Here is a 15519-nt window from a genome sequence, read left to right as displayed (position 1 = left end):
GAGATGAAAAAAATATTTTTAAGTATTCTGATAGGATTAACATTGATAAGTTGTGGAGAAAAAAAAGTGATAGAAGGGAATAATGAAAAAAAATTAACTTTAGATGAATTGATTGTAGCTGCTAAACAAGAGGGACAAATAAACAGTGTAGGAATGCCAGATAGCTGGGCAAACTGGAAGGAAACATGGGAAGACATAAATGAAATATATGGATTGGATCATGTAGATACAGATATGTCTAGTGCTCAAGAAGTGGCAAAATTTAAAGCGGAAAAGGAACAAGCCAGTGCTGATATTGGAGATGTAGGTTTTGAATTTGGCGGAATAGCAAGAGCAGAAGGGGTAACTCAAAGTTATAAACCAACTACATGGGATGAAATTCCAGAATGGGCAAAGGATAAAGATGGACACTGGGCTTTAGCATACACTGGGACTATTGCTTTTATTGTCAATAAAGATCTGGTAGATGAAATTCCAAGGAGTTGGAAAGACCTTAGAGAAGGGAAACAAAGAGTTTCTATAGGAAATGTGGGATCTGCAACACAGGCAAACGCTGCTCTTCTAGCGGCATCTATTGCTATGGGAGGCAGTGAAGGGAATATCGAACCAGGTTACAATTATTTTAAAGAGATTGCAAAAGATAAGAGGTTAGCATTAAATGACCCAAGTATAGCTAATTTAGAAAAAGGTGAAGTAGAGGTAGGACTTCTATGGGATTTTAATGCATTATCATATAGAGATTTATTGGATAAAGATAAATTTGAAGTGCTGATTCCTCAAGATGGATCATTTATAAGTGGATACACTACTATAATAAATAGATATGCCAAACATCCAAATGCTGCTAAATTAGCAAGAGAATATATCTTTAGTGATAAGGGTCAGATTAATCTAGCGAGAGGGTATGCTAAGCCTATAAGAGATATAAAACTCCCTGAAGATGTAAAATCTATGCTTTTACCAAATGAGCAATATAAAAATGTAAAACCTATAAAAGATTTTGGTGTTTGGGCAAAAACAGCAGGAGAGATCCCACTAAAATGGCAAGAAGAAGTATTGTATTTTAGAAGATAGGGGGAGCTATGAAAGAAAAATTAATTTTAGTAATGGTCGATGGATTAAACTATGATACTTCCAAAGAGATGGGATATATGAAAGCGTTAGAAGAAGCTGGAAAAGCTAATTTCTATAAAGTTAAGGCAGAGCTGCCAACTTTATCTAGGCCTCTCTACGAAACAATTTTAACCGGGGTAATTCCCATAGAACATGGGGTGGTTAATAATCAAATAAATAGGCTTTCAAAAGAAGAAAATATATTTTCAATAGTGAAAAACAATGGACTTAGAACAGGTGCTGCCTCTTATTATTGGATGAGTGAGCTGTATAATACAACTCCTTTTGACAAAAATAAGGAGATGTATACGGAAGATGCAGGGAAAAATATACAGTATGGAAGGTTTTACTGTGAAGATAACTACCCTGATAGCCATCTTTTTATTGATGGGGAGTGGATAAGAAAAAAGTATGATCCTCATTTTTTATTGGTGCATTCAATGAATGTAGATGATTGTGGCCATAAATATGGTGAAGACAGTATAGAGTATAGAAATAGTGCTAGAAACATAGATAAAATTCTTGGAGAATGGCTACCACTTTGGATCGATCAAAAATATCAAATTATAGTTACAGCAGATCATGGAATGAATGCTGATAAAACCCATGGGAGTATCTCTAAAAAGGAGAGGGAGGTCCCTCTATGGTTTATTGGAAATTGCTTCAACTTGATAGATAAAAAAGAACTATCGCAACTGCATATAGCTCCGATTATCTGTAGGACGTTAGGAGTAAGACAAGGAGCAAAGATGCCAGAGGTAGAAACACTTTTTTTAGAAGGAGAGATGTAGGTGGAGCAGGGAGCTATTTTAAAAGGAAATCATGCATGGTATCGAGTAAATAAAAAAAGAAAAAGTGGAAAATACGGTGCAATAACTTTACTTATCCCTTTTATTTTGATGGTAGTTATGTTCCAGATACTTCCGCTTTTAACAGTTGTAGAGGGGAGTTTAAGGCAGGATGGTGTGTCTACTTACTCCTTTTATAACTATGTATATATATTTAAGAGTAAATTGTTCAGACAAAGTATAGTAAACAGTTTAGAGATATCCTTTTATTCAACAATTATTGGTCTGATAATTGCTTTTCAAGGAGCTTACTCTATCAGTAAATTGAATGAAAAAGTGAGAAAAAGAATCCTCCTGTTGTCCAATATGACATCTAATTTTTCAGGATTACCACTAGCATTTGCATTTATAGTTTTATTGGGAACCAATGGGATTTTGACAATTATTTTAAGAAAGGGAGGGGTAGTAGATGGTTTTGATATATATTCTAAAGCAGGGTTGACTTTGGTATATATATACTTTCAAATATCTCTAGGAATCCTCCTACTATATCCAAGTTTTGATATGATTAAAGAGGAGTGGTATGAAGCCGCGACTATCCTAGGGGCAACGAAACTAGAGTTTTGGAGAAAAGTTGCACTGCCTGTATTACTTCCTAGTGTACTAGGAACTGGGGTCCTGTTATTTGCAAATGCAATGGGGGCATACGCTACGACCTATGGGTTGGTGTTATCTAACTACAATGTTATCCCTATTAGGATAGGTAGTTTAGTTTCGGGAGATATATTTTTAAAACCAAATTTGGCAGGTGCTCTGGCAATGGTGATGACATTGATTTTAACTTTTATAATTACAGTAAATGAGCTTCTTATAAAAAGGGGAAGGGGGAGAAATGGAAAGAAGTAGTGCTAGAAAACATCTTATAATTTCATGGGGACTATTGATGATTTTATTTATACCCCTTATAGCTACATTAGCTTATTCCCTTAGCACTACCTGGGGAGCAACGATAGTTCCAGACGGAATAACTTTTAAGTGGTATGGGGATCTTTTTTCAGAAAAAAGATTTTTAGAGGCATTGGGAAGGAGTATAAATATAAGTATGATGTCGCTATCTATAAGCACATTGATAACTGTTCCGGCGGTACTTGTTGTGTATTATTATTTTCCAAAATGGTTGAAGGTTATGGATATTCTTTCTATAATTCCATTTACCGTTCCTGGAGTTGTGATGGTAGTAGGATTTCTAAAGATTTATTCTAGTGGCCCTTTAATTTTGGTAGGAACTAAATGGATCCTTATAGGGGCTCATTTTACATTGATATTTCCATTTTTATATAGAGGAATAAAGAATAGTTTAGAAGGAATAAATATAAGGGAACTGATTGAGGCAGCTAATATGCTAGGAGCATCAAACTTTCAAGGATTTAAAATGGTAATAATCCCAAATTTAAATAAAGGTTTTATCGCAGCTCTATTACTCTCCTTTTCTCTAGTATTTGGAGAATTTCTATATTCAAACATGCTTGCAGGAGGGTCATACGAGACAATACAGGTATATCTTTTTAATATGAAGGGAAAGAGTGGTCATTTTACAGGGGCAATAGTAATAACATATTTTCTATTTATACTGATTACAACGGTAGGAGCATTTAAATTAAATAATATAATAAAAAAGGAGAAATAAAATATGTCTTTTATAAAAGTTAGAAACCTTTCAAAACAATATGGAGATATAAGTGTTTTTAAAAATGTAAATCTTGATATAAAAAAAGGTGAGTTTATAACTCTTTTAGGGCCTTCAGGTTGTGGGAAAAGTACACTTTTAAGGTGTATAGCTGGGTTGAATGAAAGTAATGGCGGAGAGATAATCATGAATGGAAAAGTTATAAATAATACGGCTCCTAAAGACAGGGAAATAGGAATGGTATTCCAAAATTATGCTCTTTTTCCTAATATGACAGTAAAAGAAAATGTAGCTTTTGGCTTAAAAATAAAAAGGCAAGATAATATAGAAGAAAAAGTAAAAAAGTATTTAAGTATGGTAGAGTTAAATGAACGGGAAGACTACTATCCACATGAACTTTCAGGAGGTCAAAAGCAGAGAGTAGCCCTAGCTAGAACTCTTATTATGGAACCAAAAATAATCTTATTGGACGAACCTCTTTCAGCATTAGATGCTAAAATAAGAAAAAATCTAAGGGAAAAAATTTCGGAGATACAAAGAAAATTAGGAATAACTACTATTTTTGTAACCCATGACCAAGAGGAAGCGTTGACTATATCAGACAGGGTTTTTATTATGGAAGAAGGCAAATTTGCACAAATTGGAACTCCAGAAGAAGTTTATACCCACCCTGTGAGTGAGTTTGTAGTAAGATTTATTGGGAACTATAATATTTTTGAAAGAGAGGAAGTAGAGTCGATCTTCAAATGGAGAATAGAAAAAAATATTGTGGCTATAAGGCCAGAATCTATCTATATCAGGGAGGAGGGCAGAAACTATATTGAAGATAATTTTATAGCTGTAAAAGCTAATATAATAGAAAGCGCTGTTTTGGGAAACATAATAAGGTACAGAGTTGAAAAAAACGGAATTAAGTTTATCGTTGATTTATTAAATAGAGGAGAAAATAAACTATATAAAGTCGGGTTAGAAATAGAACTTCTATTTATGAAAAATGAAATAAAAAAATTTTAAAAGAAAAAAGGTCTCCTACCTGTGAATATCACAGCCAGGAGACCTTTTCTCTATACAAACTCTTATTTTTTAAAACTTAACTTATAAAAATATGGATAGTTTGCCGATGTTTGGACATATCCTACAACATTTTTACTCAATCCAGCATTTGATAATTGATAGTAGATTGGGAAAAATGCAGCATCTGTATTGATAATCTTCTGAGCTTCCTTGTAGAGTGCCAGTCTTGTATCTGAGTCTAACTCTTCCTTTGCAACATCTAAAATTTTATCTAATTTTTTATTTTCATAGAAACTTCTGTTTCCCCCGCTCCCCTTGTTACTACTGTGGGTATTAGGAACTAAACCATAATCAGCATCCCCTGTAGAAGGAGACCATCCAAGCATATACAGTTCTGCTTTTCCTGTGGAAGTGTCAGATAAAAAAGCTCCCCATTCTACAACTTCTATATTTAATGTGATTCCGACCTCTTTTAACTGAGCCTGGATTACTTCACAAATTTGTGCTCTGGTAGTGTTATTACTAGTAAGGACAGTAAGTTCAATATCTTTATATCCAGATTGAGCTATGAGTTTTTTTGCTTCTTCAGGGTTATATTGATATGTATTTACATCTTTTGAATATCCGAATACACCAGGTGCAAGAAAACTATTTGCATCCTTTACAGCTCCCATGAGGATAGTATCGATAATGGTTTTTTTATCGATAGCCATAGCTATGGCTTTTCTGATCTTAATATCCTTTAAAAAAGGTTTTTCTACATTCATTCCAAGAAACTGGACACTGTATGAGCTAGTTTCTGCTAAGGTTAAATTAGGATTTTCCAGGACTGTATTTCTAGACATAGATTCTAAATCTGCTGCTATGTCTATCTCTCCTGTCTCAAGACCAATAACTTTGCTGTTTTCTTCTGGAATACTTCTGATCTTTATGTATTTAATACTTGGTTCACCTTTAAAGTAATTAGTATTCCTCTTCAAAAGGATATAGTCTCCTATATTCCAAGAATCTACAAAATATCCCCCAGTACCATCAGCCTCTTGATTGAGGTTATGAGTCTTTGCGAACTCTGAGTTGAGGATAGATGCTGATTTATGAGACAGGTGATACAGTAAAGGTCCAAATGGCTTCTTAGTGGTGATAGACACAGTATTTTTATCGATAACATCAACCTTGTCGAATAGAGAGTATAAACTTCCTAATTTAGGAGATTTCATGGCTCTCTCTAAAGAAAACTTTACATCTTCTGCTGTAACTTTTTTCCCGCTACGAAAGTGGACACCTTTCTTTAGATGAAACACAGTTGTAAGGGGATCTATATTTTTCCAAGACTCAGCCAGACTGGGGACAACCTTCATATTTTCATCTACCTCTACCAATCTGTCATATATATTGGCTATAACTCTTTGAGAATACTGATCGGTAACAGCGTGAGGGTCCAAACTCTTGGATTCACTCAGTTGTGCATAGACCAGAGTATCTTTTATTTCATTTTTATTTTCCTCGCTTTTTCCACATGAAACAATCCACAGGCCTATAACTATTAAAAAAATAACTTTTTTCATATCATTCCTCCTAAATTTTATTTAATTTTTTTTGCTTTAATCGATCCATAAAATATTGAAATAACTTTTTCATATCTCCGTTATCCCCTTGGGAATACATCATCTCAGGGTGCCATTGAACCCCCAATATAAAGTGATTATCATCTATATATTCAACGGCTTCGATAACATTATCATTGGATTTAGCAGATATTTGTAGGCTATCTCCTACCTCTTTGATACTCTGATGATGAAATGAATTAACCCATAGATCATCGGTGAATAACTTATTTAAAAATGAGTCTTTCACAGGAATAACCTTATGAACAGGAATGTGAGGGCTGTTTTCACCCTGAAGGTGTTTTAGATAGACCTCTTTATTGTATTTTAAATCTTGATAGAGGGATCCTCCAAAATATATATTTAAAAGCTGCATCCCTCGGCAGACTCCCAAGATTGGAATATTTTTCTGGATGGCATACTTTATGAGAAGCATATCAAAAGTATCTCTTTTAGGATCCGGGATCTGAGTTTCCGGGAGGGACTCCTCCTGGAATAATTGGGGGTTAACGTCGTCTCCTCCTGTTAAAATTAAACCATCTATGAGGTCGATATATTTAGAGGTGGTTTCTTCATCATCGGCTAAAGGTAGAACAATGGGGGTTCCCCCAATCTTTATTATAGAGTCGGAATAATGTTTATTTACATAATCCCTGATAAATCCTGTATTATCAAAATCACGTTGGGAGCCACTGAGCCCCACTATCATATTTTTCATAAAATCCTCCTTAAATCTAAATAAACTTAGTATTTATATATACTATGGAAAGGAAAAGATGTCAATTGTGTCATAGGAGAAAAGTCCTATTAAAATTGACAAGGGTAATAAAAAAAACTATATACTATACTGAGATATCTATACAAGGAGGACGATCATGAGATTAGATTCGGTAAGGCTTATTGAAAAATTATCAAATGCTTATGGAGTATCAGGATTTGAAGATAATGTAGTAGAGATTATAAAGGATAAATTTGGAGATATTTTTAAAATTCAGGAAGATTCCATGAGAAATCTGGTGATATACAGGAAGGGGCACAAGGGGGATAAACCCATAGTTATGTTAGATGGTCATTCAGATGAGGTGGGATTTATTATCCAAAGTATCAAAGCCAATGGGACTATGAGATTTTTGCCCTTGGGAGGATGGATGGCACAAAACATACCGGGACATAAAGTAAGGATAAAGAATGCTAAAGGAGAGTATGTAGAAGGTGTAGTAGCTACAAAACCACCACACTTTATGAAAGGACCCGTTACTCTTCAGCCTATCCATGAGATGGTAATAGATGTCGGAGCGACAAGTTATGAGGAAGTTATAGAGATTTTTCAGATTGAACCAGGAGCACCGGTTATTCCTGATGTTAAATTTTCCATGGATCAGAGGACAGGTATAATGCTGGGAAAAGCTTTTGATAACAGGTTAGGATGTGCAGCTGTTTTAGAAACCATGCTCTCATTAGAAGGAATTGATTTAGATATAGATGTGGTAGGTTCTATATCAGTTCAGGAGGAGGTAGGGTGTAGAGGAGCAAAGGTGAATGTAAATACTGTAAAACCGGATTTAGCCGTTGTCTTTGAAGGGTCTCCTGCAGATGACACATTTATGGATAGTTATGATTCCCAAGGAGCATTAAAAAAAGGAACACAGATAAGGCATTTTGATATGAGGTTGATTGCAAACCATAGATTGATATCATTTACTAAATCGGTGGCAAGGGAAAATAAGATACCATTTCAATGTGCCGTACGAAGTGGGGGAGGGACAGATGCAGGACCTATCCATATTGAAAATAAAGCTGTTCCTAGCCTTATATTGGGGATGCCTGTAAGATATGCACATACACACTATGGATTTTCAGCATTGGAAGATTATAGGGCTACTGTGGATCTCACAATGGAAATTTTAAAAAGGTTAAACTTAGATCAATTGAAAATTTTTTAATCAAAATAAAAAAGCAACGTGACGTTGCATCCAGGTAGGTAAAATTAAATTTTTATTGTAAAATTCTATGTTTACAAAGGACACTATTATCTCAAGATTCTTAGATTATAAAAAAAGAGGAGAGCATTTTTGCTCTCCTCCTAAATAAGGTTATAATTTATTCATAATTTGGAACAGATTTTTCCTTTGATCTACATTGTTTTTTCCAATTAATAGTTCCAAAAATAGAGTTTAATAAAAATACAACCCACATCAATAATGTTGCAACTGTTTCAGGACTTATATTTCCTACTCTCAGCCACAATATTACAGAGATAGCATTTACTAAGATCCATAGATACCAGTTTTCTGTATATCTTTTTGACATTAAAAATAATGCGACAATTCCTAATATTGTCGTTGTTGCATCTAAAATAACGTTACTTCCATGGATTAAGTGTAAGATACCGGCAAGTGTACCGATAGCAATTATCACACCAATTGTGCCTGAGAGTCTTTGTTTAGTTGTTAATACTCTAAACTCTACATCATCATCTGCCTTGACTTTATTTTTTTTCCATGTGATATAACCAAATATTCCCATAGGTATATTGTAGACAACTCTCATAATTGCATCACCATATATAGCATTAGAATAAGTTATATATCCATATAAGAGACTACCTATTATAGAAAATATAAAGTTTGAAACTTTTCCTTTTGCTAATAATACTACACAGATTATATTGATTATCATAGCTATAATCGACATAGCTCCTGCCTTTAAGTAGATTGAAGCTGACACCGTTGTTAATAGTGAGACCCCTAACCATAAATATTCACCTTTTTTCCATCCTTTAAAATCACTTGCTAAGATCATTTTTTTGTACCCCCTTAAGTTGTTTACTTGCTGACTTAACAAGGGAATTATAAATGTAAAAACTATAAATAAATAGGACGGAAGTCTTTTTTTAGGTCAAAAAAAAATCGAAAATAAGATTGAAAAAAATCAAGGAATATGATAAATTTATTCGAATATAAATTATTAGGAGAGTGAAATAAGATGGATTATGTAATTCAGATATTTATCAATGCAATGACAATGATTGCCATATTGAACCCATTTGGAAATGTGCCATTGTTTATAGGATTGACAGAGGATATGGGTAAAATTACCAGAAAAAAGTTGTTTAAAGTGATAGTTGTTACAGGGTTTTCCATAATGGCGGCATTTGCCCTTGTAGGATCATTTATGATGCACAATTTTTTCAGGGTAGAGATGAAAGAAGTTAGGATAGCGGGAGGAATAATCTTAGTTATTGTAGCTCTAAAGAATCTATTATTTCCAAAGAAAAATAAGAAGAAAGATGAACCTCAAGAAGAATTAACAGAGGAAGAGGAGATTAAACAAGGGATAATTCCTATGGCTTTCCCTATGTTAGTTGGTCCAGGGTCACTGGCAGGGGTGCTTCTTATAAGGCAGGAAGCTGGGATAATTTCTAGTACCCTTTCCTGTGTAGTTGTATTTCTGATTATTCATTTTATGTTTTCTGCAGCAGATATTATAGAAAAAATATTTGGGGAATTGGTTTTATTTGTACTATCTAGGGTAATGCAATTATTTATAATGGCTGTGGGAATAAAAACTATTATCAGTGGTGTGACTATGGTTGTTCAGGGTATAGGAGGTTAAGATGAAAAAGGTAGCATTATATTTAGCTGAAGGATTTGAGGAGATAGAGGCATTAGCTACAGCTGATGTTTTGAGAAGAGCAGAGGTAGAAGTAGAATTAGTCGCTGTAGGAGGGAATAGAGAGGTATTGGGAGCTCATGATATAAGGGTAGTAGCAGATACTCTTATAGAGGATATAAGCCATGAAAAATATGATATGATGATCTTACCAGGAGGAATGCCAGGAACGTTAAATTTAGATTCATCGAAGATATTAAAGAAGCAGATTATAGATTTTGATTTAGAGAGTAAATATATTGGAGCTATCTGTGCTGCTCCCCTTGTTATTGGAAAGATGGGGTTTTTAGAGAACAGACAGGCTACCTGTTATCCAGGTGTGGAGTCACAACTATTTGGAGCTGTCTATAAGGATGATTTAGATGTGGTAGTGGACGGGAATTTTATAACGTCTAGAGGGCCTGGAACAGCGATACCGTTTGCATTAAAATTGGTGGAACTTTTAAAGGGAGAAGAAATGAGTAAAAATTTAGCTTCTGATCTTTTAGTTTAAGTACTTGATAAATGGTTAGATATTACGTCTTTATGAGTAAAGTTTAAAACTTTTTAATCTTTAAAAAATGATAGAGATATAGTATAATTATCGTGATGAGGAAGATTTATATTAGTAGGAGGAATTTAAAATGGGATTATTTGATTTTTTTAAAAAAAATAAAGAGGAAAATTATATTGAAATATACTCACCATTAAATGGTAGAGTTATAGACTTATCAGAAGTACCTGATGAAGCGTTTGCTCAAAAAATGATAGGGGATGGATGTGCTATAGAGCCTGTAGAAGGATCTGTTCATGCTATAGCTGATGCTGAGATCGATATATTTGATACTAATCATGCAGTTAGTTTTGATTTAGAATGTGGATTAGAGATGATAGTACATTTTGGAATTGACACAGTAAAATTAGACGGACAAGGATTTGAAAGACTAGTAACTCCTGGAGATGTAAAAGTTGGGGACGAATTAGTAAAATACAACCTTGAGTATATTAAAGAAAATGCAAAATCTGCAAGAACTCCAATAATCATATCTAATATGGATGAAGTTGCTGAATTAAAAGTAGTAGCTACAGGAGATGTAAAAGTCGGAGATCTATTAATGAAAGTAAAATTAAATAAGTAATGAATTTTAGGGGATGAGTAATCATCCCTATTTTTTTTATAAAAAATAGGAGTTTAATAGATTTCCTATTAAACTCCTAACTAATTTTTTACATATGTTTTTTAAATACTTCCTTTAATTTTATAACGCCGTCTTCAATACTTTCGATCATAACTTCCTCGTGGTAGTTATGTCTGTCTAAACTTTTGTTATACATAGGATCGTAGTATTCTATCATCATTTGACGAGCAGCTTCCCTGATCTCACCTTTTTCTACTAGGTCGATAAATTTAGTATGGGCACTGCCATCCATATATCTTTTTAATTTATCTGCTACTTCCAGTAAATTCTTTTTTAATTCATCGATTCCAGTGTAATCATCCATGATGATGTCTAATCTCATCTCTATAGGAGCTTCTACTAATATTTTTATTCCCTTCTTCATTGTATCCCAAAATGGATCTGGGATATGGATAGGGCCTATCTTCCTACTACTTTCGCCTTCAATTATTATCACATTATTTTTTCTATGCTTAACGGCATCATATAAAAGAGATTCAAAAGTTTTCTGGCTTCTGTCCTGGGGTATTCCTATATGACCAAAGTGAGATCCTCTATTTTTTGCCATTCCCTCTAAATCTATAGTTTCAACACCGTTTTCGTGTAGTTCATTTAAGATTTTTGTCTTTCCTGTACCTGTTTTTCCGTGGAGAGTTATTAGTGTTACTCCTTGCACTATATTCTCAAGGTCTTCTATGACAAAAGCTCTGTAAGATTTATATCCTCCACTGAGCCTTGCAGTTTTATATCCCATAGATTTGAAGAATGAAGTCATAGACCCGCTTCTCATCCCGCCTCTAGCACAGAAGAATACGATATTATCGTGTTCTTTTGAAAGTTCACTTATCTGCTTAGTGATATCTCCCAATCTTTTAGAGATAGCTTCTATACCTAGCTGTTTAGCCTTTTCTTGAGATTCTTTTTTATAGGCGGTTCCCACCATTACTCTTTCTTCATCTAGCAATACAGGTATATTAATGGCTCCTGGAATAGTTGATTCTAGGTATTCCTTAGGAGTTCTTACATCTATTAAGATATAGTTATTTTTTTCTAATAATTCCTTATAACTTATTTCGTTTTTATTCATATCATCGTATATATTGGTTTTCAAAAAATTCACCTTCCTTCCCCTTATTATAACATAGTAGAGGTTAAAAGTTGATATGAAATAATTATAATATATAAAATAATTTAATTTTTCTCTTCCTTTATACCACATTGAGATAAATTAAAGGCTTTTCCATTACATTTCATAGTACCGGCTACTCCTACAACTGTAGAGTTTTCATAACTGTCCTTTAAAACTACTGTGTTTCCACCGATCTTAGTTCCTTTGGCAATGGTAATATTTCCTAGAACTTTTGCTCCGGCACCAATTATTACATCATCTTCAATAGTTGGATGTCTTTTTCCAGAATCTTTACCTGTTCCTCCCAGGGTAACCTGGTGGTAGATAGTCACGTTATTTCCCACTATAGCTGTTTCTCCTATAACTACACCCATTCCATGGTCTATAAAGAGTCCCTTACCTATAGTTGCCCCAGGATGGATCTCAATTCCTGTAAAGAATCTAGAAAATTGAGATAATAATCTAGCTAAAAAGAAAAACTTCCTTTTAAATAATCCATGAGCTATTCTATGGCTAAAGATAGCGTGGATAGATGGGTAGAGGAGGAAAACCTCTATATTTGATTTTGCAGCAGGGTCTATACTTCTTATATTTTTTATATCATACTTTAAACTTTTAAACATTATTTCTCATTCCTCCAGATTCTATATAATTATTTGCTTATATACTAATGTATTTCTATTGAGATGTCAAGAGAAATAAGCTAAGAGTGACTTTTCTAGGTTGTTTTTGTAAATACTCCTGTGGAGATGTACTTTTCCCCTCCATCTGGAGCGATTGTTACTACAATTTTTCCTTCGCCTAATTTCTTAGCTAATATTTTAGCTGCTGCGATATTTGACCCACTAGAGATTCCTAGGTAGAGCCCATCAGTGTCTAGTACATTTCTAGTCATCTCATAAGCTGTTTCATCATCTATAGTAATAACTTCATCGATGATGGATGTGTCCAATATTTGAGGTATAAATCCTGCCCCAATTCCTTGAATCTTATGAGCCCCGCCACTACCACCAGATAAAACTGGAGATTTAGACGGCTCTACTGCTACAATTTTTATATTTTTGTCACGCTCTTTTAAATATTTACCTGTTCCCCCAAGGGTTCCGCCTGTTCCTACTCCTGCTACAAAACCATCTATTCCTGGAAGTTTATCATATATCTCTGTCCCAGTAGAGATATAGTGTGCTTTTATATTAGATTTATTTTCAAATTGATTTGGAATATAGTATCTGCTGTCGGCTTCTGCCATCTCATAGGCTTTATTGATAGCTCCTGTCATACCCTTTGTAGGATCAGTCAATACTAAACTTGCCCCATAAGAGCTTATTATATCCTTTCTCTCCTGACTCATACTAGAAGGCATAACCAAAGTTACTTCATACCCCATGGCTTTTCCAATCATAGCTAAAGCTACTCCTGTATTCCCACTGGTAGGTTCTAAAATAATGTCCCCCTGTTTTAATTTACCATCTGTTTGGGCATCTATTATCATTTGGTGTGCAGCTCTATCCTTTATAGACCCGCTGGGATTAAACTTTTCTAATTTTACGTATATATCAGCCAGGCCTTTTTCTTTTTTTAATTTAACCATTGGAGTGTTTCCTATTAATTCAACTATATTTTTATACATCTGACTACCTCCTGTTTTTCCTATAAATGTGTTAAATATTTTATCTAAAATAATCTTATCATTAACCTAGTCTAGTAGTCAAGAATTGTGTAGGTTTTTATAAAAAAAATTATCTTGACTTAGAGTGTCAGATTTGATAAACTTGCTTTTGTTAATGTTGTAAAATTAAATATAAAGGTGGTAAAAAAATATGAAAAATTATGTATGCGAAATATGTGGATATGTTTATGATCCAAAAGTTGGAGATGTAGAAAATGGAATAGAAGCAGGAACTAGTTTTGAAAACTTACCTGAAGACTGGATCTGTCCTCCATGTGCAATGGGGAAAGACGTATTCGTAGAAGAAAACTAAAATTTAATCCCCACTAGAGTATTCTAGTGGGGATTTTTTTATAGCTTAGAAAATTATATTTTTTATAAAAAATATAAAAGATTATAAAAACCTAAATTGTGCTTGTTTGGATGCAACGTTACGTTGCTTTTTTATTTCTAGCTATTTTTGAATTAAATCTTATATAGATTCAGAGAGATCTTTTAAAATTTCGATTGTTTTTAAGATCTCTTCCATTGTATTATAGTGGGAAAAACTAAATCTTACCATCCCATTTTCATTGGTTTTAAAATCATTATGCATCAATGGTGCACAATGAATTCCAGATCTTGTGGCTATCCCATAATCATAGGATAAAACTTCTGCAAGATCGCTGGATGGAACGCCCTCTAAATTCATAGTAACAATAGGAGAACGATAGAAACTACTGAAATCTCCATATATTTTTACTTTTGGCAGATCTTTTATTCCCTGATAAAAAGTCTTAGCCAGGGAAAGCTCTTTTTCACGGATTGTGTCTATTCCTGTGTTAAAGATATATTTTAAACTGGCATTTAATCCTGCTATTCCATGAATATTAGGTGTACCAGCTTCTAATTTATCGGGCATAGTTTTAGGATGCTCCTCTGAAAATGAGTGAGATCCACTTCCTCCTACAAGGTATGGATTCAGATCTACCTTAGGAGATACATATATTCCTCCTACCCCTGTAGGACCCATGAGCCCTTTGTGTCCAGTGAAGCACAGGATATCGATATTGTTTTTGACTACATCCACTGGAAATACCCCCAGACTCTGTGACCCGTCCACAATAAATATAAGATTGTTCTTATGAGCTACCTTTCCGATTCTATCTATATCCACCAAATTTCCTGTTAAGTTAGAAGCATGAGTGGTCATAATGACCTTGGTATTTTTTCCGATACTTGTTTCTAGTTCATCATAGTTTATATTTCCAGCTTTGTCTGACCCAACAAATTTTACTTTAACTCCATTTTTTTTTAACTTATATATTGGACGCAGTACTGAGTTATGCTCTAGAGTTGTAGTGATTATCTCGTCTCCTTCTTTGAGACCTAATCCTAATATTGCTATATTAAGAGACATAGTTGAGTTCCCTGTAAATGCTATATTTAACGGATCTTCTACCCCTATGAGTTTTGCCAGTAATTCCCTTGTCTCGTATAAAACCCTAGATGAACGAAGAGAATACTCATGTCCTCCCCTACTTGGATTCCCAAAACTATTCAGCGCTTCTACGATAGCTTCCCCAACGGCTTTTGGTTTGGGGAGTGTAGTTGCGGCGTTATCAAAATAAATCATAATTCTTTCCCACCTTTTCATTTAATTTGTAATCTAGGTTCATTCTATCTTATTTTGATTTAAAGGTACAA

Annotated in this window: 17 protein-coding genes; 10 read left to right on the top strand and 7 right to left on the bottom strand. The window is 34.0% G+C overall.

From position 1 onward, the window contains the following. Positions 1-3 precede the first annotated feature (3 nt). Genes K337_RS0116675 through K337_RS0116655 form a run of 5 tightly spaced genes read left to right on the top strand, consistent with a single transcriptional unit; the run spans position 4 to position 4602 of the window. Complete coding sequence (locus K337_RS0116675) at positions 4-1074, top strand: ABC transporter substrate-binding protein (protein ID WP_028857588.1); 1071 nt, start codon at positions 4-6, stop codon at positions 1072-1074. An 8-nt stretch (positions 1075-1082) separates the two neighbouring features. After that, a complete protein-coding gene (locus tag K337_RS0116670) occupies positions 1083-1904 on the top strand; it encodes an alkaline phosphatase family protein (protein WP_028857587.1) in 822 nt (273 codons plus the stop codon). After that, positions 1905-2807: an ABC transporter permease gene (locus K337_RS0116665; RefSeq protein ID WP_245584905.1), complete on the top strand. Its 903-nt coding sequence runs from the start codon at positions 1905-1907 to the stop codon at positions 2805-2807. Beyond that, a complete protein-coding gene (locus K337_RS0116660; RefSeq protein ID WP_028857585.1) occupies positions 2794-3588 on the top strand; it encodes an ABC transporter permease in 795 nt (264 codons plus the stop codon). The genes K337_RS0116665 and K337_RS0116660 overlap by 14 nt, the downstream gene beginning before the upstream one ends. Before the next feature lie 3 nt (positions 3589-3591). Next, complete coding sequence (locus K337_RS0116655; protein WP_028857584.1) at positions 3592-4602, top strand: ABC transporter ATP-binding protein; 1011 nt, start codon at positions 3592-3594, stop codon at positions 4600-4602. A gap of 62 nt (positions 4603-4664) precedes the next feature. Here the strand turns inward: K337_RS0116655 and K337_RS0116650 are convergent, their stop codons facing one another. Then, positions 4665-6167, bottom strand: coding sequence for an ABC transporter substrate-binding protein (locus K337_RS0116650; RefSeq protein ID WP_028857583.1), 1503 nt, complete (start codon positions 6165-6167; stop codon positions 4665-4667). A gap of 10 nt (positions 6168-6177) precedes the next feature. Beyond that, positions 6178-6924 carry a gamma-glutamyl-gamma-aminobutyrate hydrolase family protein gene (locus K337_RS0116645; protein ID WP_028857582.1) on the bottom strand — a complete coding sequence of 249 codons (747 nt, stop codon included), beginning with the start codon at positions 6922-6924 and terminating at the stop codon, positions 6178-6180. A gap of 157 nt (positions 6925-7081) precedes the next feature. Between K337_RS0116645 and K337_RS0116640 the strand changes: the two genes are divergently transcribed. Further along, the gene (locus tag K337_RS0116640) at positions 7082-8149 is read left to right on the top strand and encodes a M42 family metallopeptidase (protein ID WP_211226116.1); all 1068 of its coding nucleotides are present in this window, start codon (positions 7082-7084) and stop codon (positions 8147-8149) included. 157 nt (positions 8150-8306) lie between these two features. Here K337_RS0116640 and pnuC read toward each other — a convergent pair whose 3' ends face one another. Beyond that, positions 8307-9008, bottom strand: coding sequence for a nicotinamide riboside transporter PnuC (pnuC, locus tag K337_RS18935; RefSeq protein WP_051251887.1), 702 nt, complete (start codon positions 9006-9008; stop codon positions 8307-8309). A 183-nt stretch (positions 9009-9191) separates the two neighbouring features. On the opposite strand from pnuC, the gene K337_RS0116630 reads away from it, so the two are divergent. From K337_RS0116630 to K337_RS0116620, 3 genes are all read left to right on the top strand, one after another. Further along, positions 9192-9821, top strand: a complete 630-nt coding sequence (locus K337_RS0116630) for a MarC family protein (RefSeq protein WP_028857580.1) — start codon at positions 9192-9194, stop codon at positions 9819-9821. A gap of 1 nt (position 9822) precedes the next feature. Next, on the top strand, positions 9823-10371 hold the full coding sequence (locus K337_RS0116625; RefSeq protein WP_028857579.1) for a DJ-1 family glyoxalase III: 549 nt from the start codon (positions 9823-9825) through the stop codon (positions 10369-10371). A 130-nt stretch (positions 10372-10501) separates the two neighbouring features. Continuing rightward, entirely contained in the window at positions 10502-10996 is a 495-nt protein-coding gene (locus K337_RS0116620) for a PTS sugar transporter subunit IIA (RefSeq protein ID WP_028857578.1), read from the top strand. 88 nt (positions 10997-11084) lie between these two features. Here the strand turns inward: K337_RS0116620 and mnmH are convergent, their stop codons facing one another. From mnmH to cysK, 3 genes are all read right to left on the bottom strand, one after another. Next, positions 11085-12155, bottom strand: a complete 1071-nt coding sequence (gene mnmH, locus K337_RS0116615) for a tRNA 2-selenouridine(34) synthase MnmH (RefSeq protein WP_169712901.1) — start codon at positions 12153-12155, stop codon at positions 11085-11087. A 71-nt stretch (positions 12156-12226) separates the two neighbouring features. Beyond that, positions 12227-12787 (bottom strand): serine O-acetyltransferase EpsC, encoded by a 561-nt coding sequence (epsC, locus tag K337_RS0116610; RefSeq protein ID WP_028857576.1) that lies wholly within the window; start codon positions 12785-12787, stop codon positions 12227-12229. 95 nt (positions 12788-12882) lie between these two features. Then, positions 12883-13794, bottom strand: a complete 912-nt coding sequence (cysK, locus tag K337_RS0116605) for a cysteine synthase A (RefSeq protein WP_037030063.1) — start codon at positions 13792-13794, stop codon at positions 12883-12885. A gap of 190 nt (positions 13795-13984) precedes the next feature. On the opposite strand from cysK, the gene K337_RS19690 reads away from it, so the two are divergent. Further along, a complete protein-coding gene (locus K337_RS19690; protein ID WP_084140928.1) occupies positions 13985-14146 on the top strand; it encodes a rubredoxin in 162 nt (53 codons plus the stop codon). Positions 14147-14305: 159 nt separating this feature from the next. Here K337_RS19690 and K337_RS0116595 read toward each other — a convergent pair whose 3' ends face one another. Further along, positions 14306-15448 (bottom strand): aminotransferase class V-fold PLP-dependent enzyme, encoded by a 1143-nt coding sequence (locus K337_RS0116595; RefSeq protein WP_028857574.1) that lies wholly within the window; start codon positions 15446-15448, stop codon positions 14306-14308. Between the last annotated feature and the right edge of the window lie 71 nt (positions 15449-15519).

The sequence above is a fragment of the Psychrilyobacter atlanticus DSM 19335 genome (assembly GCF_000426625.1).
Classification (GTDB): domain Bacteria; phylum Fusobacteriota; class Fusobacteriia; order Fusobacteriales; family Fusobacteriaceae; genus Psychrilyobacter; species Psychrilyobacter atlanticus.
The sequence above is the reverse complement of the archived record's forward strand: the minus strand, read 5'-3'. Positions and strand labels throughout refer to the sequence as shown.